Consider the following 22,296-nt stretch of genomic DNA (forward strand, 5'->3'; position numbering starts at 1 on the left):
CGCTCTTACCGGGCCGAAGCGAGTTGAGTGAAGGCGGTGCCGAGCCACTGCTGCACGCCATGCATCGTGGCGGCGGAAGTGTCGAGGAACGGTTGCGGGTAGACGCCGAGGTAAATCAGCAGTACCGCAAGGCCCAGCACCATGATCAGTTCGCGACCGTCCATGCCGTGCAGGATCGAATCCGATTTGGACGGACCGAAGTAAGCGCGGTGGATCATGATCAGCGAGTAGACCGAACCGAACACCAGACCGGAGGTGGCAATCGCGGTGATCCATGGCGCACTGGCGAACGTACCGATCAGGATCAGGAACTCGCCGACGAAGTTACCGGTGCCTGGCAGACCCAGCGAAGCGGCTGCGAAGAACAGGCTGATCGCCGGCAGGTAAGCGATACGCGACCACAGACCGCCCATCTCACGCATGTCACGCGTGTGCAGACGCTCGTACAACTGACCGCTCAGGATAAACAGTGCCGCGGCCGACAGACCGTGGGCCAGCATCTGGATCACGGCACCTTGCAGTGCCAGTTGGCTGCCGGAGTAGATGCCGATCAGTACGAAGCCCATGTGGGAAACGGACGAGAAGGCGATCAGACGCTTGATGTCGGTTTGCGCGAAAGCGAGGAACGCACCGTAGAAGATCCCGATCAGACCGAGGGTCATGGCGATCGGCGCGAACTCGGCCGAGGCGTTCGGGAACAGCGGCAGGGCGAAACGCAGCAGACCGTAGGCCGCGGTTTTCAGCAAGATACCGGCGAGGTCGACGGAACCTGCAGTCGGCGCCTGGGCGTGAGCATCAGGCAGCCAGGAGTGGAACGGAACCACTGGCAGCTTGACCGCGAAGGCGATGAAGAAGCCGAGCATCAGAATGTACTCGGTGGTCATCGACATCTTGGTCTTCAACAGATCGGCGTAGTTGAAGGTGATCACGCCGGTGCTGTTGTAGTTGACCAGGACCAGACCGAGGATCGCCACCAGCATGATCAGGCCGGAAGCCTGAGTGAAGATGAAGAACTTGGTCGCGGCGTAGATCCGGGTTTTCTTGCCGTCCGAAGAACTGTGACCCCAGAGCGCGATGAGGAAGTACATCGGCACCAGCATCATTTCCCAGAAGAAGAAGAACATGAACAGGTCGAGGGCGAGGAACACGCCGACAACGCCGCCCAGAATCCACATCAGGTTCAGGTGGAAGAAGCCAACGTGACGTTGAATCTCTTTCCACGAGCAGAGTACCGACAGGATACCCAGCAGACCGGTCAGCAGGATCATCAGCAGCGACAGGCCGTCGAGGGCCAGGTGCACGTTGATGCCGAAGCGCTGGATCCAGACGTGCTTGAACTCAAGCGTCCAGGTCGGATCGGCGCCAGGCGCCGGTGCAAATGAATGGTCACCGTGGGCCCACAGCCAGAGGCCGAGGGCGAGTTCCAGGGTCATGGTCAACAGCGCAATCCAGCGGGGAAGGGTGGCGCCGAAGCGCTCACCCAGCCAGCACAGCAGGCCGCCGATGAAGGGGATCAGGATTAGCCAAGGCAGAATCATGACGGGCTCGTTTCCTTTCGCAAATTCGCAAGGTTCATATCAGACCGCTACCAGCACGACAGCGCCGATGACCAACACGGCACCAGCAGCCATCGAGGCGGCGTACCAACGCAGTTGACCGGTTTCAGTACGGCTCAGGGCAGTGTGACCACCCTTGGCCATGCGCGGGATCAGACCGATGGTCTGGTCGAGCGGGTCTTTGCGCAGTACATGGCTGATCGCAAGGTACGGCTTGACGAACAGTTTGTCGTAGATCCAGTCGAAGCCCCAGGCAGCGAACCACCAGGCCGAAAGGAGACGGCCGATGCCGCTGTTGGCGATTGCGGTCACGAAGCGACGCTTGCCGAGGAACAGCAGGGCCGCCAGCAGGATACCGGCCAGGGCGATGGCGCCCGAGGCGATTTCCAGACTGTGCTTGGCTTCGCCACCGGCATGGCCAACGCTCTCTGGCAGTACGCCGTGCAGCGGTGGAACGATCATGGCGCCGACGAAGGTCGACAGCACGATCAGCACCGACAGCGGCAGCCAGTGAGCGATGCCGTGACCGGCGTGGGCTTCGGTCTTGGCTTCACCGTGGAACGCGATGAAGATCAGGCGGAAGGTGTACAGCGACGTCATGAATGCGCCGACCAGACCTGCGTACAGCAGACCGTGGTTGCCGCTGGCGAACGCTTCCCAGAGGATTTCGTCCTTGGAGTAGAAACCGGCGGTCACCAGTGGCAGGGCGGCCAGAGCGGCACCACCGACGATGAAGCTGGCGTAGGCCAGCGGCAGTTTCTTCCACAGGCCGCCCATCTTGAAGATGTTCTGCTCGTGGTGGCAGGCAACGATCACCGCACCGGAGGCAAGGAACAGCAGGGCCTTGAAGAAGGCGTGGGTCATCAGGTGGAAGATCGCGCCTTCCCAGGCACCAACGCCCAGCGCCAGGAACATGTAGCCGATCTGGCTCATGGTCGAATAGGCGAGGATACGTTTGATGTCGGTTTGCACCAGTGCGGCGAAACCGGCCAGTACCAGGGTCACGCCACCGACGATGCCGACCAGGTGCAGAATGTCCGGCGCCAGGGCGAACAGACCGTGGGTACGGGCGATCAGGTAGACACCAGCGGTAACCATGGTTGCGGCGTGGATCAGTGCCGAAACCGGGGTAGGGCCGGCCATCGCGTCCGCCAGCCAGGTTTGCAGCGGCAGTTGCGCCGATTTACCGACCGCACCACCCAGCAGCATCAGGGTTGCCAGCACGATCCAGAAATCGCCGACCTTGAAGTGCTCAGGCGCCTTCACCAGCAGTTCCTGGACGTTCAGCGTGCCCAGTTGCTGGAACAGGATGAACAGGCCGATCGCCATGAACACGTCGCCGATACGGGTGACGATGAAGGCTTTGAGTGCGGCGTTACCGTTGTTGCGATTGCTGTAGTAGAAACCGATCAACAGGTACGAGCACAGGCCCACGCCTTCCCAACCGAAGTAGATGAACAGCAGGTTATCGCCCAGGATCAGGAACAGCATGCTGGCGATAAACAGGTTGGTGTACGAGAAGAAGCGCGAGTAACCGTCTTCGCCACGCATGTACCACGATGCAAACAGGTGGATCAGGAAGCCGACACCGACGACCACACCGAGCATGGTCACGGACAGACCATCCAGGTACAGCGCGAAGTCAGGCTGGAAACCTTCCACCGACATCCAGCGCCACAGCACCTGGGTGTAGACGCCACCTTCCGGTGGCGCGACGTTGAATTGCCAGATCACGTAGGCGGCGACAATGGCAGACAGGCCGATGGAGCCGACACCGATCAGCGCCGACAGGTTTTCCGAGAAGCGGCCGCGGGAGAACGACAGCAACAGGAACCCGATCAGAGGGAATACGAAAGTCAGAAAGAGTAGGTTCATCCGCGCATCTCACTGGCAGCGTCGATATCGAGCGTGTGGAAGCGGCGATACAGTTGCAGCAGGATCGCCAGGCCAATACTGGCTTCGGCGGCTGCAAGGCTGATCACCAGGATGAACATGATCTGTCCATCCGGTTGCGCCCAGCGGGCGCCCGCAACGATGAAAGCCAGTGCAGAGGCGTTCATCATCACTTCCAGACTCATCAACACGAACAAAATGTTGCGGCGGACCATCAGGCCGACCAGACCAAGGCAGAACAGGATGCCGGCAACTGCCAGACCATGTTCGAGAGGGATAGCAGGCATGTCTTACTCCTTCGCCTCGTTACGGCCCAAATGGAACGCCGTGACGGCTGCAGCGAGCAGCAGCATCGAGGCGAGTTCGACCACCAGCAGATACGGACCGAACAGGCTGATGCCCACGGCTTTTGCATCGACGGTGGTGTGGCCGATGGCCTGACCGCTCTGGTGAGCGAACAGCACATACAGCAGTTCGGCCAGCAGCAGGGCGGCGAGGATCACCGGCCCCGCCCAGATCCCGGGCTTGAGCCAGGTGCGTTCCTGCTGAACCGAGGCCGGGCCCAGGTTCAGCATCATCACCACGAACACGAACAGCACCATGATGGCGCCAGCGTAGGCGATCACTTCCAGCACGCCGGCGAACGGCGCGCCGAGTGCGAAGAATGTCATGGCCACGGCGATCAACGAAATGATCAGGTAGAGCAGGGCGTGCACAGGATTGGTGTTGGTGACCACACGCAGTGTGGACACAACAGCGATACCCGATGCGAAATAGAAAGCGAATTCCATCGTTCTTCCTTAAGGCAGCAAGCTCTTCACGTTGATCGGCTCGGCTTCGTTTTGTGCGGCGCCTTTCGGCTTGCCCGCAACGGCCATACCTGCAACACGATAGAAGTTGTAATCAGGGTTTTTGCCGGGGCCGGAGATCAGCAGATCTTCTTTCTCGTACACCAGGTCCTGACGTTTGAACTCGGCCATCTCGAAATCCGGAGTCAGCTGGATCGCGGTGGTCGGGCAGGCTTCCTCGCAGAGACCGCAGAAAATGCAGCGCGAGAAGTTGATACGGAAGAAGTCCGGGTACCAGCGACCGTCTTCGGTTTCAGCTTTCTGCAGCGAGATGCAACCCACCGGGCACGCCACGGCGCACAGGTTGCAGGCTACGCAGCGTTCTTCGCCGTCGGGGTCGCGGGTCAGGACGATGCGACCACGGTAGCGTGGTGGCAGGTAGACCGGCTCTTCCGGGTATTGCAGGGTGTCGCGCTTGCGAAAGCCATGGCCGAAGACCATGACCAGGCTGCGCAACTGGGTACCGGTACCCTTAACGATGTCGCCAATATATTTGAACATGGGTCAAATCCTCACTGAACCGCAACCGCAGGTGTGTTCCACAACACAACCGCAGCGGTTATCAGCAAATTGATCAGGGTCAGTGGCAGGCAGAATTTCCAGCTGAAATCCATCACCTGGTCATAACGCGGACGCGGGATGGAAGCGCGCAGCAGGATGAACAGCATGATGAAGAACGCGGTCTTCAGTGCGAACCAGACGAAGGACAGTTGCGGCAGGATGCCGAACGGACCGTGCCAGCCACCGAAGAACAGGGTGACCAGCAGCGCCGAGATCAGGATGATGCCGATGTATTCACCGACGAAGAACATGCCCCATTTCATACCGGCGTATTCAATGTGGTAACCGTCGGCCAGTTCCTGCTCCGCTTCCGGCTGGTCGAACGGGTGACGGTGAGTCACGGCCACGCCAGCGATGAAGAAGGTACAGAAGCCGAAGAACTGCGGAATGATGAACCACAGGTTCTGCGCCTGGTACTCGACGATGTCGCGCATGTTGAACGAGCCGACCTGCACCACGATGCCCATCAGGGCCAGGCCCATGAACACTTCGTAGGACACGGTCTGCGCCGAGGCACGCAAGCTGCCCAGAAGGGCGAACTTGTTGTTACTCGACCAGCCGGCGAACAGCACCGCGTAAACCGACAGACCGGCCATGGCGAAGAAGAACAGCAGGCCGATGTTCAGATCCGCCACGCCCCAGGTCGGGGTGATCGGGATGATCGCGAACGCGATCAGCAGGGCGGACATGGCCACCACCGGTGCCAGGGTGAAGATCACCTTGTCGGCAAACGGCGGGGTCCAGTCTTCCTTGAAGAACATCTTCAGCATGTCGGCTGCGATCTGGAACATGCCGAACGGACCAACGCGGTTCGGACCGTAACGGTCCTGCCACCAGCCCAGCAGGCGACGCTCGACAAAGCTGAGCAACGCGCCTGCGACCACCACGGCCAGCAGGATCACGATGGCCTTGATGACCGTCAGGATCACATCGATCACTTCAGGGGTGAACCAGGTCATTGCGCTGCCTCCTGCAGACCATCAACGGTTTGGCCGAAAATCGCCGGCGGAATGCCTGCCAGACCGGCCGGCAGTGCAACCAGGCCAGCGCCCAGCTCTTCATTGATGCGCAGCGGCAGACGCAGGGTCTGGCCGGCAACATTGAGGCTCAGCAGTGCACCGTCGTTGACGCCCAGGCGATCCGCTTCGGACTTGGCCAGTGCAACGTAGGCAGCCGGGATGCGTTCCTGGACCGGAGCGGCTTTCGACGAGTTCTCGTCGCTGCCGAACAGGTGGTAGAACGGCACGGCTTGCCAGGTGCCCTGGGCCGGGTTGAACGCGCGCGGAACACTGGCGAACCAGTTCAGCGAATCACCGGTGCTTTCGATCAGGCGGGTGCCCGGATCGCCAGCGCGCAGGTGGCCACCGACTTCGTCCTGGAACTTGTTCCAGGCTTGCGGCGAGTTCCAGCCCGGCGACCAGGCGAACGGCACCTGCTGACGCGGTTCGGCGGAGCCCGAGTAACCTTCCATCGAGAAGGCGAACGCGGTGTCCTTGTCTTGCGGGGTGCGTGGTTCGTGAACGTTGATGTCGGCGCGCATCGCGGTGCGACCGGAGTAACGCAGCGGCTCACGGGCCAGTTTCAGACCCTTGATGCGGAACGAGGCGGACGGCGCGGCGTCGACGATACGGGCCAGTTGCGGGGTGCTCGAAGCAACGGCAGCGGTCACGTGGTCGAGTTGCGTCCAGTCGATCGGCTGGTTCAGCAGGGTAGCGCGCAGGGCGTGCAGCCAGCGCCAGCCTTCGTGGACCAGAATGCTCGCGTCCATGTATTGCGGGTCGAAAACCTGGAAGAAGCGCTGGGCGCGACCTTCCTGGCTGACCAGCGTGCCGTCGCCTTCAGCGAAGCTGGCGGCTGGCAGAACCAGATGCGCGCGGTCGCTGGTGGCGGTCTTCTGATGGTCGGCAACAATCACTACTTTCGCAGCGTTCAGTGCCGCATCGACCTTGGCTTTGGCGGTGCGGGTGTACAGATCGTTTTCCAGCACGACGATGGCGTCGGCCTTGCCGTCAATCACGGCTTGCAGCGCAGCATCGACCGATTCGCCACCGAGCATGGCCAGGCCGAGGCTGTTGGCTTCCGGCACGATCAGGCTGATCGAACCGTTCTTCTCGCGCAGCTTCAGGGCCTTGGCGATGTTCGCCGCGGCTTCGATCAAGGCTTTGGAGCCCAGCGAAGTACCGGCGATGATCAGCGGACGCTTGGCCGCGAGCAGGGCGTCGGCAATGCGCTTGGCCAGTTCCAGGGCTTCGGCGTCCAGACCTTCAACGGCAGGGGCGCTGGCGTCCAGGGCGTGAGCCACGGCGAAACCGATGCGCGCCAGATCGTCGGGAGCGGCGTGTACGCATTCTTCGGCGATGTCGTCGAGCTTGGTTTCAGCCAGGCTGGCGATGAACAGCGGGTTCAGTTCGTGCTGACCGATGTTCTTCACCGCAGCGTCGAGCCAAGGCTGAACGCGCATGGCTTCGGCCATGTCTTCGGCCTTGCCTTTGACCGACTGACGCAGGGCCAGGGCCATGCGGGCGGCGGTCTGGGTCAGGTCTTCCCCGAGGACGAACACGGCGTCGTGGTCTTCGATGTCACGCATGTTCGGCACGGGCAGCGGGCTGTCTTTCAGCACTTGCAGGACCAGACGGATGCGTTCCAGCTCGGAGGCTTCGATACCGGAGTAGAAGTGCTCGGCGCCTACCAGCTCACGCAACGCGTAGTTGCTTTCCAGGCTGGCACGCGGCGAACCGATACCGACGATGTTGCGGCCGCGCAGCAGGTCGGCGGCTTTGTCCAGCGCAGCATCCAGGCCAAGCTTGGTGCCATCGGCCAGCAGCGGCTGACGTGGGCGGTCGGTGCGGTTGACGTAGCCATAACCGAAACGGCCACGGTCGCACAGGAAGTACTGGTTCACCGAACCGTTGTAACGGTTTTCGATGCGACGCAGTTCGCCGTAACGCTCGCCCGGGGAGATGTTGCAACCGCTCGAGCAGCCATGGCAGATGCTCGGCGAGAACTGCATGTCCCACTTGCGGTTGTAGCGCTCGGAGTGAGTCTTGTCGGTGAACACACCGGTCGGGCAGACCTCGGTGAGGTTGCCGGAGAACTCGCTTTCGAGGGTGCCGTCTTCAACGCGACCGAAGTACACGTTGTCGTGGGCGCCGAATACACCGAGGTCGGTGCCGCCGGCGTAATCCTTGTAGAAACGCACGCAGCGGTAGCAGGCGATGCAGCGGTTCATCTCGTGGGAAATGAACGGGCCCAGTTGCTGGTTCTGGTGGGTGCGTTTGGTGAAGCGATAACGGCGCTCGTTGTGGCCGGTCATCACGGTCATGTCTTGCAGGTGGCAGTGACCGCCTTCCTCGCACACAGGGCAGTCGTGCGGGTGGTTGGTCATCAGCCATTCGACGACACTGGCGCGGAACGCCTTGGATTCTTCATCGTCGATGGAGATCCAGGTGTTGTCGGTGGCCGGGGTCATGCAGGACATGACGATGCGACCACGGGTGTCGTTCTCGTCGGTGTACTGCTTGACCGCGCACTGGCGGCAGGCCCCGACGCTACCAAGCGCGGGGTGCCAGCAGAAATAAGGGATGTCGAGGCCCAGCGACAGACATGCCTGTAACAGGTTGTCTGCCCCGTCGACTTCGAGCGCTTTGCCGTCTACGTGGATAGTGGCCATGGTTCAAAGGTCTTCGTTGGCCCGGTGTCAGCGGGCGTGGCTAATGGAATCTTGTTATCCGTCCGAATCCAGTCAGCCCCGAAAGGCGTCATCGGACGAAAGGCGAAGGGCACGGACCCTTCGCCTTTTTAAGCATTTACGCGCCGACTGTGATCGGCTTCGCCAGAGGCGGGACGGTGGCGCTTGCGGGCGCGATACCGGCTTCGAACTCTGGACGGAAGTATTTGATGGCACTGCCCAACGGCTCCACGGCACCCGGTGCGTGAGCACAGAAGGTCTTGCCTGGGCCGAGGAAGTTGACCAGACCCAGCAGGGTCTCGATGTCACCTGGCTGGCCGCGGCCTTGTTCGATGGCCATCAGCAGCTTGACGCTCCATGGCAGGCCATCACGGCAAGGGGTGCAGAAACCACAGGATTCGCGGGCGAAGAACTGCTCCATGTTGCGCAGCAGGGACACCATGTTGACGCTGTCGTCCACCGCCATGGCCAGGCCGGTACCCATACGGGTGCCCACCTTGGCGATGCCGCCGGCGTACATTTGTGCGTCGAGGTGTTCCGGCAACAGGAAACCGGTACCGGCGCCGCCTGGCTGCCAGGCCTTGAGCTTGTAACCGTCGCGCATGCCGCCGGCGTAGTCTTCGAACAGTTCGCGACCGGTCACGCCGAATGGCAGTTCCCACAGACCGGGGTTCTTGACCTTGCCGGAGAAGCCCATGAGCTTGGTGCCCATGTCTTCACTGCCGTCGCGGGCCAACGATTTGTACCAGTCCACGCCGTCGGCGATGATCGCCGGCACGTTGCACAGGGTTTCAACGTTGTTCACGCAGGTCGGCTTGCCCCACACGCCAACGGCGGCAGGGAAGGGCGGCTTGGAGCGCGGGTTGGCGCGGCGGCCTTCGAGGGAGTTGATCAGTGCGGTTTCTTCACCGCAGATGTAACGCCCGGCGCCGGTGTGGACGAACAGCTCGAAATCGAAGCCGCTGCCCAGGATGTTCTTGCCCAACAGGCCCGCTGCCTTGGCTTCTTCCACGGCACGGTTCAGGTGCTTGGCGGCGGTGGTGTACTCGCCACGCAGGAAGATGTAGCCACGGTAGGTTTTCAGCGCGCGGGCGCTGATCAGCATGCCTTCGATCAGCAGATGGGGCAGTTGCTCCATCAGCATGCGGTCTTTCCAGGTGTTCGGCTCCATTTCATCCGCGTTGCACAGCAGGTAGCGGATGTTGATGGATTCGTCCTTGGGCATCAGGCCCCACTTCACGCCAGTGGGGAAGCCTGCACCGCCGCGACCCTTGAGGCCGGCGTCTTTCACGGTCTGGACGATGGCGTCCTGATCCATGTCGGCGAAGGCCTTGCGCGCAGCGGCGTAACCGTTCTTGGCCTGGTACTCGTCGAGCCAGACGGCTTCGCCGTCGTCACGCAGTCGCCAGGTCAGCGGGTGAGTCTCGGCCGAACGCTGGATGCGGTTGGCAGGACCGAAAGAAGTCAGGGTCATACGTAGCCCTCGAGCAGTTTGGCGACGCCGGCAGGCTGGACATCGCCAAAGGTGTCGTCATCGATCATCAGCGCCGGTGCCTTGTCGCAGTTGCCGAGGCAGCAGACCGGCAGCAGGGTGAAACGACCGTCGGCGGTGGTCTGACCCAGGCCGATACCCAGGTTGTTCTGGATTTCGCTGACCACCGACTCGTGGCCACCGATGTAGCAGACCATGCTGTCGCAGACGCGAATGATGTGACGGCCGACCGGCTGACGGAAGATCTGGCTGTAGAACGTGGCCACGCCTTCAACGTCGCTGGCCGGGATGCCGAGGATCTCGCCGATGGCGTACAGGGCGCCGTCCGGCACCCAGCCGCGTTCCTTCTGAACGATCTTCAGGGCTTCGATCGACGCCGCGCGCGGGTCTTCGTAGTGATGCAGCTCGTGCTCGATGGCCGAGCGCTCGGTTTCACTCAAGATGAAACGGTCTGTCTGGATAAGCGTGCTGTTCATGCTTAGCGGTCCACGTCGGCCATAACGAAATCGATACTACCCAGGTACGCAATCAGGTCCGCGACCATGCTGCCTTTGATCACCGAAGGGATCTGTTGCAGATGCGGGAAGCTCGGAGTACGGATCCGGGTACGGTAGCTCATGGTGCCGCCGTCGCTCGTCAGGTAATAACTGTTGATGCCCTTGGTCGCTTCGATCATCTGGAAGGATTCGTTGGCCGGCATGACCGGGCCCCACGAAACCTGCAGGAAGTGCGTGATCAGGGTTTCGATGTGCTGCAGCGTGCGCTCTTTCGGCGGCGGCGTGGTCAGCGGGTGATCCGCCTTGTACGGGCCTTCCGGCATGTTGCGCAGGCACTGGTCGATGATCTTGACGCTCTGGCGCATCTCTTCGACGCGAACCATGCAGCGGTCGTAGGCATCGCCGTTGGCAGCCAGCGGTACTTCGAACTCGAAGTTCTCGTAACCGGAGTATGGGCGCGCTTTACGCAGGTCGAAGTCGCAACCGGTGGAACGCAGGCCGGCACCGGTGACGCCCCATTCCAGGGCCTCTTTGGTGTTGTACTGGGCAACGCCGATGGTACGACCCTTGAGGATGCTGTTCTGCAGGGCGGCCTTGGTATATTCGTCGAGGCGCTTCGGCAGCCATTCAACGAAGTCTTTCACCAGTTTTTCCCAGCCGCGTGGCAGGTCGTGGGCGACGCCGCCGATGCGGTACCAGGCCGGGTGCAGACGGAAACCGGTGATGGCTTCAATCACCGTGTACGCCTTCTGGCGGTCGGTGAAGGTGAAGAACACCGGGGTCATGGCGCCAACGTCCTGGATGTAGGTACCCAGGAACAGCAGGTGGCTGGTGATCCGGAAGAACTCGGCCATCATGATGCGGATGACGTCGACCTTCTCGGGTACCTTGATGCCGGCCAGCTTCTCGACCGAGAGCACGTACGGCAGGTTGTTCATCACGCCGCCGAGGTAGTCGATACGGTCGGTGTACGGAATGAAACTGTGCCAGGACTGACGCTCGGCCATCTTCTCGGCGCCACGGTGGTGGTAACCGATGTCCGGAACGCAATCGACGATCTCTTCACCGTCCAGTTGCAGGATGATGCGGAACGCACCGTGAGCCGAAGGGTGGTTCGGACCCAGGTTGAGGAACATGTAGTCCTCGTTCGGGCCGGAGCGCTTCATGCCCCAGTCTTCAGGGCGGAAGCGCGCGGCTTCTTCCTCGAGTTGTTGCTTGGCCAGGTTCAGGCTGAACGGATCGAACTCGGTGGCGCGCGCCGGGAAGTCCTTGCGCAGCGGGTGACCTTCCCAGGTCGGCGGCATCATGATGCGCGACAGGTGCGGGTGACCTTTGAAGTCGATGCCGAACATGTCCCAGACTTCACGCTCGTACCAGTTGGCGTTCGGCCAGATGCTGGTGACGGTCGGCAAGCTGAGGTCGCTCTCGGACAAGGCGACCTTGATCATCACGTCACTATTACGTTCCAGCGACATGAGGTGATAGAACACGGTGAAATCGGCACCGCCCGGCAGCCCTTGACGCTTGGTGCGCAGACGCTCGTCCACGCCGTGCAGGTCATAGAGCATGACGTACGGCTTGGGCAGGTTGCGCAGGAAGGTCAGGACTTCGACGAGTTTGGCGCGAGCCACCCACAGCACCGGCATGCCGGTGCGGGTCGGCTGAGCGGTGAACGCTTCGGCGCCAAAACGGTTGTTCAGTTCGACGACCACATCCTGGTCGTCTGCCTTATAAGGCGGGATGTACAGAGCACTGCCTGTAGTCATGGTTATTTTTTCGCTTTCGGTCAACGTAAAGAATGAAGCCAGCTTCTCGTTTCTTTGAAACAGACTGGATCAGACTTCGTCAGGGCTGCGCAGGTTGGTGACTGCGATTCGCTGTTCGCGGCGCTGTTCCTTCTGCGAAGGCATGTCGGCGCGATAAACGCCTTGATCGCCAACGACCCAGGAAAGTGGGCGACGCTCCTGGCCAATGGATTCCTGCAACAGCATCAAGCCTTGCAGAAATGCTTCTGGACGGGGCGGGCAGCCAGGTACGTAGACGTCAACGGGCAGGAACTTGTCCACCCCCTGAACCACGGAGTAGATGTCGTACATGCCGCCGGAGTTGGCGCACGAACCCATCGAGATCACCCACTTGGGCTCGAGCATCTGCTCGTACAGGCGCTGAATGATCGGCGCCATCTTGATGAAGCAGGTCCCGGCGATAACCATGAAGTCGGCCTGACGCGGTGATGCCCGGATAACTTCGGCGCCGAAGCGCGCGATGTCGTGGGGCGCCGTGAAGGCGGTGGTCATTTCCACGTAGCAGCAGGACAGACCGAAGTTGTACGGCCACAGGGAGTTCTTACGTCCCCAGTTGACCGCGCCACTCAGCACGTCTTCCAGCTTGCCCATGAAAATGTTTTTGTGGACTTGATCTTCTAACGGATCGGAAACGGTTTCCCGCTGGCCGATCGGATACTGCTCGTTAGGAGCATCGGGGTCGATTCTGGTGAGATTGTATTGCATTGCCAAAGCCTCATTGTTTCAGCTTCGCCTGCCGCTTGCGACGAGCTTCCGGAGCCCAGTCAAGGGCGCCCACTCGGAACAGGTAGACAAGACCTGCCAACAGAATTGCTATGAAAACGAGAGCTTCGACGAATCCGGTCCAGCCGCTTTCGCGGACGGACACAGACCATGCAAAGAGAAAGAGGGCTTCGATATCGAAGATCACGAACAGCATCGCGACCAGATAGAATTTGGCTGAGAGCCGCAAGCGGGCGCCACCGGTAGGTAGCATGCCGGACTCGAACGGTTCGTTTTTGCTGCGGCCCCAGGCTTTTGACCCAAGGAGGCTGGAGACGCCGAGCATGAAGGCGCACAGGCCGACTACACCCAGAAGGAAAATGGCAAAGCCCCAGTTGTGGGCCATGAGTCCTGTCGCTTCGGGCATGCTGGAAATCCTTAACAGAGAGCAAAGGTCTCTGAGCTTGATAAAGAAATAAGGCAGTGACGATATGTCGCAGCAATCAATCGCGCTGATTTTATGGCTAAACACCCGGCAAGTAAAATTCCTATAGCGAAATTATTTATTGGAATAAGGACATAGCGCACCTCGAAGGGCCCGCAGCCCATGCGTTGCGGGCATTAGCCGGAATTTCAAGAATTATGTTTTGTGGGAAATGTAACGAACATAGTTGTCGCTAAATGATAATTGATATCGTTTGCAGTGGTTTCGTAACTGTTTAACGGGTCACTAGTTGGGAAGTTGTCTTATATGCGCGTTACTGCAAGTAGCGGCGGCGCCCGTTTTAGCCGATTTTTGCGATGCGGATACCGTTCTGGATCAATGTTTTGCCTGACAGGCTGTGCCAAATCCTGAGGTGCCCGGAAAACCGCAGGCAAAAAAACGCCCCGAACCAGTCGGGGCGTCAGTTTTTTCGGCAATGCGGTTAGCTTTCTATACGGTTCGCAAAGGCCGTTCGCTCAGGCGAAGTCGATCAGTGGAACTGTTCTTCTTCGGTCGAGCCGGTCAGCGCGGTCACCGAGGACGTGCCGCCCTGGATTACGGTGGTCATGTCGTCGAAGTAGCCAGTGCCCACTTCCTGCTGGTGAGCCACGAAGGTGTAACCCTTGGCGGCGTCAGCGAATTCCTGCTCTTGCAGCTTCACGTAGGCAGTCATGTCGTTGCGGGCGTAGTCGTGCGCCAGGTTGAACATGCTGTGCCACATGTTGTGAATGCCGGCCAGGGTGATGAACTGGTGCTTGTAACCCATGGCGGACAGTTCGCGCTGGAACTTGGCGATGGTCGCGTCGTCCAGGTTTTTCTTCCAGTTGAAGGAAGGCGAGCAGTTGTACGACAGGATCTGGTCCGGGTATTCCTTTTTGATCGCTTCAGCGAAACGACGGGCTTCTTCCAGATCCGGCTTGGCGGTTTCGCACCAGATCAGGTCGGCGTACGGCGCGTAGGCCAGGCCACGGGCGATTGCCTGGTCCAGACCTGCACGAACCTTGTAGAAACCTTCCTGGGTACGGGTGCCAGTCACGAATGGCTGGTCGTACGGATCGCAGTCGGAAGTCAGCAGGTCGGCAGCGTTGGCGTCGGTACGGGCCAGGATGATGGTCGGTACACCGGCAACGTCGGCAGCCAGACGAGCAGCGGTCAGCTTCTGTACGGCTTCCTGGGTTGGAACCAGAACCTTGCCGCCCATGTGGCCGCATTTCTTCACGGAAGCCAGCTGGTCTTCGAAGTGAACGCCGGCGGCGCCTGCCTCGATCATGCTCTTCATCAGCTCGTAGGCGTTCAGGACGCCGCCGAAACCGGCTTCGGCGTCAGCCACGATTGGTGCGAAGTAGTCGATGTAGCCTTCGTCGCCCGGGTTCTTGCCGGCTTTCCACTGGATCTGGTCGGCGCGACGGAACGAGTTGTTGATGCGCTTGACCACGGTTGGAACCGAGTCCACCGGGTACAGCGACTGGTCCGGGTACATCGATTCGGCGGAGTTGTTGTCCGCCGCGACTTGCCAGCCCGACAGATAGATCGCCTGGATACCGGCTTTAACCTGCTGCACAGCCTGGCCGCCGGTCAGGGCGCCCATGCAGTTGACGAAATCTTTCTCTGGGCGGAAGGACGGCTTGGCACCCTGGGTGACCAGGTTCCACAGCTTCTCGGCGCCCATTTTTGCAAAGGTGTGCTCTGGTTGAACCGAGCCACGCAGACGGACGACGTCAGCAGCGGAGTAATTGCGAGTCACGCCTTTCCAGCGCGGGTTTTCAGCCCAGTCTTTTTCAAGGGCTGCAATTTGCTGTTCGCGTGTCAGTGCCATGGAGATAAACCTCGTCGCGTCTTTATGAAAAGTTGTTCTGCGGTGGAAAATTCCTTGCGCTCGCTGACCAGAAGCTTAGGTGGTCAGGTCGGGTTCGGCGGGGCAGGCGACGGGATGAACGATGAGCTCGAGGGGAGGTGAGCAGGTAAAGGCGAACTGGTGGGCGCATTCGGGCGTCGTGGGCCTTTATACGAACGACAGTGTAAAGCCGGGTTACCTAATTACGCTTCCGTCCCTCGGGACAACTTCGTTCCAGTCGGCAACCTCGTCAAACACGCCTTGTGGGCGGTACAGACACGAAACGGCTCGCGGGGATGTTTGCGAGCAGCGCTTCGAAGGCCCTTGCCAGGGCCTCTGATTAGCGGGAGCGAGGCCATCATGCCTTCGCTTTTTTGGCTCGTCAAACGTTTTGTAGTGCTTTTTTTAAAGCACTACATCTTTCGTCTAATACGACTAATCAGTCAGTTTTTGGTGCTTTAGTCCAGCGTGTCGACTTTCACCCGCAACGTCATGTCATCCCGGCCTTGAGTAGAGTAGCTGCGGGCCAGGCCCTGTTTGTCGGCCTGGGTCTGGCGATTCACGCCGGCGAGGGTGATCCATTCACCCAGGCGTCCGGTGACGGTTGTGTCGGTGCTTTGCACGTTCACTACATCGGGACGTTCCTGGCTCATGCGGTCACGGTTGGTACTGATGGCCAGGTGAACGGTTTCGCCGGTGACGCTGGCGGTGACGTAAAAGCCCTGGGTGACGTTGCGATATTGCGTCTGGCTGCTGTAATCGCCGTAGGAGTTGGTCTGGCTGCTGGTGATCGGCACGCTCTGGCCGACCTGGATCAGTGCCGGTGCACCTTCGCTGGCCTGGATCTGCTGAATGCCGCCGTCACGGCTGGCGGTGCTGCGGCTGATGATCCGGGTCTGCGCGCCGTTGACCGAATAGCCTTCATCGCCACGACCGTTGTTTTCGTTGGTGTCGACCGTGATCAGCAGGCGCTTGGGCGCGGTGTCGAGTTGCGAGAGCAGGTCCTTGAGTTCTTGAATCTTGCCGGGCTCGGCCTTGACGATCAGTTGGTTGCCATAGGCGCTGACCTGGCCGTCCTTGCCGATGAAGTCCTGAGCCACCGGCAGCATGTCGGCACTGGTGTGGTACTTGAGGGGCACGATTTCTGTGGCTGCCATCACCGAAAAACTGCAGCCGAGCAGCAGGGTGGTGAGCAGGGTGCGTAGGGACATGTCCGTTATCTCCGCTTTCGAAAGGCTTGATATTGCCAGTTTGTCGGCCCGGGGTGGGGCAAGTTGAATCGTAGACAGCAAAACGCCCCGGCATCGTGAGATGCAGGGGCGTTTTAGGTGTTGATCGTTCCCACGCTCTGCGTGGTAATGCAGCCAGTGACGCTCTGCGTCACATGCCGCAAGGGACGCGGAGCGTCCCGAGATGCATCCCCACGCGGAGCGTGGGAACGATCGGTGCCTGGGTCTTAAGCCGAATGACGAACCATGTCGACATGCGGAATCCCGGCTTCGAGGAATTCCTCGCTGATCAGGTTGAAACCCAGACGCTCATAGAACGCTGTGGCCTGAACCTGGGCGCTGAGCATCTGCTGCTTCAGGCCGCGTGCTTCCGCTTCGGCAATCACCGCTTGCATCAGCGCATCGCCGACCTTCAGGCCGCGCCAGTCCTTGAGCACCGAAACCCGGCCGACATGCCCGTCGGGCAAAAGGCGGGCAGTGCCGATCGGAAAGTCGCCTTCGAAAGCCAGGAAATGCACCGCCGTGGCATCATCGGCGTCCCACTCAAGCTCGGGTGGAACCGATTGTTCGGCAATGAACACCGTTTCGCGAATGCGGCGGATCTCGGCGTTGTCCTTTTGCCAGTCTGCAACACGTACGCGAATCTTATTCATCGTCGGCGAACCCCAGACTGCCCTGTTTGACCAGTTCGCACAGCAGGCCGCGACCGTCTTCGTCGCTCAGCCAGTCACCGAGGTTATCGGTGTGCAGGGCGTCGGCGGAGCAGATCAGCTTCAGCAGTTCGCGCAGCTTGCCCGGCAGGTAACGGCTCTGGCCGCTGGCGAACAGCAGCAGGTCGTCATCGACGTCCGACCACGCCAGGCGCGCGCTCGGGTTGCGGATCAGGATGGCGCCGTCTTCGAGTGCGCCGAGCAAGTCTTCTTCCTCGACCTCTTCCGGGCCTACCACCAGCTCTGGATAACGCGGCTCGGTCATGTACTGGCCGAACCAGGTCAGCAGCAGGCGCTCATCGCTCATGTGCTCGGCGAGCAGCGCTTTCAGGCGGTCGAGTGCATCGTGCTGGATCTGATGTGGATCATCGCTGACCGGTTTTGCATCGGCGTCGGTGTAGCGCTCTTCGTCAGTCAGGAACTGGCTGAGGAAGTCGGTGAAGTGGGTCAGCACTTCAGCGGCGCTCGGTGCGCGGAAACCGACCGAGTAGGTCATGCAGTCATCGACGGCAACGCCGCAGTGGGCCAGGCGTGGTGGCAGGTAGAGCATGTCGCCCGGTTCGAGCACCCACTCTTCGGTCTCGTGGAATTCGGCGAGGATGCGCAGGTCCGCGTGTTGCAGCAGCGGGCTTTCGGAGTCGCACATCTGGCCGATTTTCCAGTTGCGCTTGCCGTGGCCTTGCAGCAGGAACACGTCGTAGTTGTCGAAGTGCGGGCCGACGCTGCCACCCGGGGCGGCGAAGCTGATCATTACGTCGTCGACGCGCCAGCTCGGCAGGAAGCGGAAATTTTCCAGCAGCTCGCTGACTTCCGGCACGAACTGGTCGACCGCCTGTACCAGCAGGGTCCACTCGCGCTCCGGCAGTTTGCTGAATTCGTCTTCGGCGAACGGGCCGCGACGCAGTTCCCATGGACGCTCGCCGTGCTCGATCACCAGGCGCGATTCAACTTCTTCTTCCAGGGCCAGGCCGGCGAGTTCGTCGGCGTCGATCGGGCTTTCGAAATCAGGAATCGCCTGACGGATCAGCAGTGGTTTTTTCTGCCAGTAATCGCGCATGAATTCGCGCGCCGTAAGACCACCCAGAAGTTGAAGAGGAATATCGGGATTCATATGTAACCTATTGAAAAAAAGCATTTTTCAGACGGGAATAAAAACGCCCGGCGCGGCCGGGCGTCTCAAACGGGTCAAGCAGTCGATCAGATGCGTTTGGCTTGCGCTACAGCGTTGCCGATGTAGTTGGCCGGGGTCAGTTGCTTGAGCTCGGCTTTCGCAGCGGCCGGCATGTCCAGGCCATCGATGAAAGTCTGCAGCGCTTCAGGGCTGATGCCCTTGCCGCGGGTCAGTTCTTTCAGCTTCTCGTACGGGTTTTCGATGTTGTAGCGGCGCATCACGGTCTGGATCGGCTCGGCCAGGACTTCCCAGCAAGCGTCCAGATCGGCAGCGATCTTGTCAGCGTTCAGCTCGAGCTTGCTGATGCCTTTGAGGCTCGCTTCGTACGCGATCACGCTGTGGGCGAAGCCGACACCGAGGTTGCGCAGAACGGTGGAGTCGGTCAGGTCGCGCTGCCAGCGGGAGATCGGCAGTTTGCTCGCCAGGTGCTGGAACAGTGCGTTGGCGATGCCCAGGTTGCCTTCGGAGTTTTCGAAGTCGATCGGGTTGACCTTGTGCGGCATGGTCGACGAACCGATTTCGCCGGCGATGGTGCGCTGCTTGAAGTAACCCAGGGAGATGTAGCCCCAGATGTCACGGTCAAAGTCGATCAGGATGGTGTTGAAGCGCGCAATGGCGTCGAACAGCTCGGCGATGTAGTCGTGCGGCTCGATCTGCGTGGTGTACGGGTTGAAGCCCAGACCCAACTCGTCTTCGATGAAGGCGCGGGCGTTGGCTTCCCAGTCGATCTGTGGGTAGGCCGACAGGTGAGCGTTGTAGTTGCCGACAGCGCCGTTGATCTTGCCCAGCAGCGGAACGGCAGCGACCTGAGCGATCTGACGCTCGAGGCGGTAAACCACGTTCGCCAGCTCTTTGCCCAGGGTAGTCGGCGAAGCCGGCTGACCGTGGGTGCGCGACAGCATCGGCACGTCGGCGAAGCGGATGGCCAGTTCGCGGATGGCGTTGGCGGTCTGGCGCATCAGCGGCAGCATCACGTCGTCACGGCCTTCGCGCAGCATCAGTGCGTGGGACAGGTTGTTGATGTCCTCGCTGGTGCAGGCGAAGTGGATGAATTCGCTGACCTTGGCCAGTTCCGGCAGCTTGGCCGCCTGCTCTTTGAGCAGGTATTCGATCGCTTTTACGTCGTGGTTGGTGGTGCGCTCGATCTCTTTCACGCGCTCGGCATGCTCCAGCGAGAAGTTCTCGGCCAGTTCATTCAGAACGGCGTTGGCTTCGGCGGAGAAGGCAGGCACTTCCGGGATGCCGGCGTGAGCGGCCAGGCGCTGGAGCCAGCGCACTTCAACCAGAACGCGGGCACGGATCAGACCGTACTCGCTGAAAATTGGGCGCAGGGCCTGGGTTTTGCCGGCGTAGCGGCCGTCAACAGGGGAAACCGCAGTGAGCGAAGAGAGCTGCATGGGGTGTTCTCGGACAGTCGGGCAACGAAATGGGGCGCGTATCATACATGAAAAAATCCGCCGGTCCGTCGCCAACTGACCGGCGTATTACGCGTTACAGACTACAAAGCTTTTATTGCGCGACGATTTACTCGCTGCGCATCAACGGATACAGCTCTTTGAGCAATTTGCGTCGGCTGACGACCAACTGCCAGCGGTGACCGCCGAGCTGGCGCCACAGGCGTGCCGAACGAATGCCGGCGAGCAGCAGGGCGCGGATCTTCGAGGCGTTGCTCGGCTGCTGCAGATTGCGCATGTCGCCATGCACCTGAATGCGCTGGCGCAGCGTGCTCAGGGTGTCCTGGTACAGCGCACCGCAGGCCGCGATCACGTTTTCGTGGGCTGGGCCGAAATGCTCGACCTGTGACTGGATCTGCGGCAAACGCTTGCCAATCACGTCGAGCATGTCGTTGCGCTTGGCCAGTTGCCGCTCAAGGCCGAGCATTGACAGGGCGTAGCGCAACGGTTCGCGCTGCAAGGTGCTCGGGTCGCGCTCGAGGGCGCCGATCAGTGCGCGGTAACCCTCGCGCAGGTTGATATCGTCGCCGCCGTAAACATCCAGCGTGTCTTTCGGGTCACGAACCAGCAGGCTGCCGAGCATGCAGCTCAGGCCGGCTTCGTTGGTCTGGCCAGTCTTGGCGATGCGGTCGACCAGCACGGCGGCGAGAAACACGCCGCCCAGAGCGGTCAATTGTTCCTGAGTCGGGCTCATGCCTGGCCGCTCCACGGCTCGGCGACTTCGATCACGCCGCCACCGAGGCAGATTTCACCGTCATAGAACACCACTGACTGGCCCGGCGTGACCGCGCGTTGCGGCTCGTCGAACACGGCACGATAGCCGGTCGCGGTTTTTTCCAGGGTGCAGGCCTGATCGCTCTGGCGATAACGAACCTTGGCGGTCAGGCGCAATGGCTGGCTCAGATCGATCGGGTTGACCCAATAGATTTCCGAAGCGAGCAGGGCGCTGGAGAACAGCCACGGATGGTTGTTTCCCTGGCCGACGATCAGCTCGTTGGTGTCCAGGTCCTTGCGCAGCACGTACCACGGCTCGTCGCCGGCGTCTTTCAAACCGCCGATGCCCAGGCCCTGACGCTGGCCGATGGTGTGGTACATCAAGCCGTGGTGGCGGCCGATGACTTCGCCTTCGGTGGTCTTGATCTCGCCCGGTTGCGCCGGCAGGTATTGCTTGAGGAAATCGCTGAAGCGACGCTCGCCGATGAAGCAGATCCCGGTGGAATCCTTCTTCTTGGCGGTTGCCAGCTCGTATTTCTCGGCAATTGCGCGGACTTCCGGCTTTTCCAGCTCGCCGACCGGGAACAGGGTCTTGGCGATCTGTTCGCCGCCGACGGCGTGCAGGAAGTAGCTCTGATCCTTGTTCGGATCCAGGCCCTTGAGCAGTTCGGTGCGGCCGTCGATGTCGCGGCGGCGCACGTAGTGACCGGTAGCGATCAGGTCGGCGCCGAGCATCATGGCGTAGTCGAGGAACGCCTTGAACTTGATCTCGCGGTTGCACAGGATGTCCGGGTTCGGCGTGCGGCCGGCCTTGTATTCGGCCAGGAAATGCTCGAACACGTTGTCCCAGTACTCGGCGGCGAAGTTGGCGGTGTGCAGCTTGATACCGATCTTGTCGCACACGGCCTGGGCATCCGCCAGGTCGTCCATGGCGGTGCAGTATTCCGTTCCGTCGTCTTCTTCCCAGTTCTTCATGAACAGGCCTTCCACTTCATAGCCCTGCTCGATCAGCAGGAGAGCGGAAACGGAAGAGTCCACGCCGCCGGACATGCCGACAATGACGCGCTTCTTGGATGTGTCAGAAGGGGCTGGATCACGCATAGGGATTCAATGAGTGTCTTGAAAAAGGACGCGATTCTATCAGGCTCACGGCCTCAAGGCTAAAGGGAAGGGCGGATCAGTTCGAGGCCGAAGCGATTGCCGGCCAGATAATCATCGATGCAACGGATGATCAGCTCGCTGCGCCAGTTATCGCGCTGGGCCAATAATTCGTCGCGGGTCAGCCACTTGGCGCCGACGATGCCGTCGTCCAGCTGATAATCCGGGTGGTGTTTCACGGCTTTGGCGCTAAAGCACACGCGCTGGTAAGTCACGCCGTTACTTGGGGCGGTGTACAGATAAATGCCGATTACGCTGGTGGGTTCGACGTCCCAGCCGGTTTCTTCGAGGGTTTCGCGTACGGCGGCTTCGATCAGGGTTTCGTCCGGATCCAGATGGCCGGCGGGCTGATTGAGCACGTTGCGCCCGGCCTTGTGTTCCTCGACCATCAGGAAACGACCGTTGTCCTCGACGATGGTGGCGACGGTGATGTGGGGGAGCCATTGCATTGATTGAATCTCCTGGGCGAAAGGCAGAAACACAAACCCCGGCGCATGGCC

20 protein-coding genes are annotated in these 22,296 nt (G+C 60.7%); all 20 read right to left on the reverse strand.

Annotated features, from left to right (window positions below; genetic code table 11):
- Nucleotides 1-5: 5 nt before the first annotated feature.
- Entirely contained in the window at nucleotides 6-1,538 is a 1,533-nt protein-coding gene (nuoM, locus tag ACM6JM_RS25625; RefSeq protein WP_414882734.1) for an NADH-quinone oxidoreductase subunit M, read from the reverse strand.
- A gap of 39 nt (nucleotides 1,539-1,577) precedes the next feature.
- Nucleotides 1,578-3,431 (reverse strand): NADH-quinone oxidoreductase subunit L, encoded by a 1,854-nt coding sequence (nuoL, locus tag ACM6JM_RS25630; protein ID WP_074688953.1) that lies wholly within the window; start codon nucleotides 3,429-3,431, stop codon nucleotides 1,578-1,580.
- Nucleotides 3,428-3,736 carry an NADH-quinone oxidoreductase subunit NuoK gene (gene nuoK / locus ACM6JM_RS25635; protein ID WP_003180046.1) on the reverse strand — a complete coding sequence of 103 codons (309 nt, stop codon included), beginning with the start codon at nucleotides 3,734-3,736 and terminating at the stop codon, nucleotides 3,428-3,430. Before nuoK ends, nuoL begins: the two co-directional genes overlap by 4 nt.
- Before the next feature lie 3 nt (nucleotides 3,737-3,739).
- Nucleotides 3,740-4,240, reverse strand: a complete 501-nt coding sequence (gene nuoJ / locus ACM6JM_RS25640; protein ID WP_007951462.1) for an NADH-quinone oxidoreductase subunit J — start codon at nucleotides 4,238-4,240, stop codon at nucleotides 3,740-3,742.
- A gap of 9 nt (nucleotides 4,241-4,249) precedes the next feature.
- A complete protein-coding gene (gene nuoI, locus ACM6JM_RS25645; protein ID WP_007951461.1) occupies nucleotides 4,250-4,798 on the reverse strand; it encodes an NADH-quinone oxidoreductase subunit NuoI in 549 nt (182 codons plus the stop codon).
- 11 nt (nucleotides 4,799-4,809) lie between these two features.
- Entirely contained in the window at nucleotides 4,810-5,817 is a 1,008-nt protein-coding gene (gene nuoH / locus ACM6JM_RS25650; RefSeq protein WP_007964859.1) for an NADH-quinone oxidoreductase subunit NuoH, read from the reverse strand.
- Nucleotides 5,814-8,528, reverse strand: coding sequence for an NADH-quinone oxidoreductase subunit NuoG (gene nuoG, locus ACM6JM_RS25655; protein WP_414882735.1), 2,715 nt, complete (start codon nucleotides 8,526-8,528; stop codon nucleotides 5,814-5,816). Before nuoG ends, nuoH begins: the two co-directional genes overlap by 4 nt.
- 136 nt (nucleotides 8,529-8,664) lie before the next feature.
- Nucleotides 8,665-10,020 carry an NADH-quinone oxidoreductase subunit NuoF gene (nuoF, locus tag ACM6JM_RS25660; protein ID WP_039767423.1) on the reverse strand — a complete coding sequence of 452 codons (1,356 nt, stop codon included), beginning with the start codon at nucleotides 10,018-10,020 and terminating at the stop codon, nucleotides 8,665-8,667.
- Nucleotides 10,017-10,514, reverse strand: coding sequence for an NADH-quinone oxidoreductase subunit NuoE (gene nuoE / locus ACM6JM_RS25665; RefSeq protein ID WP_039767421.1), 498 nt, complete (start codon nucleotides 10,512-10,514; stop codon nucleotides 10,017-10,019). Before nuoE ends, nuoF begins: the two co-directional genes overlap by 4 nt.
- Nucleotides 10,515-10,516: 2 nt before the next feature.
- On the reverse strand, nucleotides 10,517-12,301 hold the full coding sequence (nuoC, locus tag ACM6JM_RS25670) for an NADH-quinone oxidoreductase subunit C/D (RefSeq protein WP_039767687.1): 1,785 nt from the start codon (nucleotides 12,299-12,301) through the stop codon (nucleotides 10,517-10,519).
- A gap of 69 nt (nucleotides 12,302-12,370) precedes the next feature.
- A complete protein-coding gene (locus tag ACM6JM_RS25675) occupies nucleotides 12,371-13,045 on the reverse strand; it encodes a NuoB/complex I 20 kDa subunit family protein (protein WP_007951456.1) in 675 nt (224 codons plus the stop codon).
- 10 nt (nucleotides 13,046-13,055) lie between these two features.
- Nucleotides 13,056-13,469, reverse strand: coding sequence for an NADH-quinone oxidoreductase subunit A (locus tag ACM6JM_RS25680; RefSeq protein WP_003223812.1), 414 nt, complete (start codon nucleotides 13,467-13,469; stop codon nucleotides 13,056-13,058).
- A 547-nt stretch (nucleotides 13,470-14,016) separates the two neighbouring features.
- Complete coding sequence (gene aceA, locus ACM6JM_RS25685; RefSeq protein ID WP_039767419.1) at nucleotides 14,017-15,342, reverse strand: isocitrate lyase; 1,326 nt, start codon at nucleotides 15,340-15,342, stop codon at nucleotides 14,017-14,019.
- A 476-nt stretch (nucleotides 15,343-15,818) separates the two neighbouring features.
- Entirely contained in the window at nucleotides 15,819-16,571 is a 753-nt protein-coding gene (locus tag ACM6JM_RS25690) for a secretin N-terminal domain-containing protein (RefSeq protein ID WP_011334955.1), read from the reverse strand.
- A gap of 245 nt (nucleotides 16,572-16,816) precedes the next feature.
- Nucleotides 16,817-17,242: a GNAT family N-acetyltransferase gene (locus tag ACM6JM_RS25695; RefSeq protein WP_414882736.1), complete on the reverse strand. Its 426-nt coding sequence runs from the start codon at nucleotides 17,240-17,242 to the stop codon at nucleotides 16,817-16,819.
- Nucleotides 17,235-18,410, reverse strand: coding sequence for a JmjC domain-containing protein (locus ACM6JM_RS25700; RefSeq protein WP_414882737.1), 1,176 nt, complete (start codon nucleotides 18,408-18,410; stop codon nucleotides 17,235-17,237). The genes ACM6JM_RS25695 and ACM6JM_RS25700 overlap by 8 nt, the downstream gene beginning before the upstream one ends.
- An 86-nt stretch (nucleotides 18,411-18,496) precedes the next feature.
- Complete coding sequence (gene purB, locus ACM6JM_RS25705) at nucleotides 18,497-19,867, reverse strand: adenylosuccinate lyase (RefSeq protein ID WP_039767413.1); 1,371 nt, start codon at nucleotides 19,865-19,867, stop codon at nucleotides 18,497-18,499.
- A 127-nt stretch (nucleotides 19,868-19,994) separates the two neighbouring features.
- Nucleotides 19,995-20,618 (reverse strand): high frequency lysogenization protein HflD, encoded by a 624-nt coding sequence (gene hflD / locus ACM6JM_RS25710; RefSeq protein ID WP_039767411.1) that lies wholly within the window; start codon nucleotides 20,616-20,618, stop codon nucleotides 19,995-19,997.
- Nucleotides 20,615-21,739, reverse strand: a complete 1,125-nt coding sequence (gene mnmA, locus ACM6JM_RS25715; RefSeq protein WP_007951446.1) for a tRNA 2-thiouridine(34) synthase MnmA — start codon at nucleotides 21,737-21,739, stop codon at nucleotides 20,615-20,617. Before mnmA ends, hflD begins: the two co-directional genes overlap by 4 nt.
- Nucleotides 21,740-21,798: 59 nt before the next feature.
- Nucleotides 21,799-22,245, reverse strand: a complete 447-nt coding sequence (locus ACM6JM_RS25720; protein ID WP_103386160.1) for an NUDIX hydrolase — start codon at nucleotides 22,243-22,245, stop codon at nucleotides 21,799-21,801.
- Nucleotides 22,246-22,296 lie beyond the last annotated feature (51 nt).

The organism is Pseudomonas sp. IT-P2, assembly GCF_949767575.1.
GTDB lineage: Bacteria > Pseudomonadota > Gammaproteobacteria > Pseudomonadales > Pseudomonadaceae > Aquipseudomonas > Aquipseudomonas pharyngis.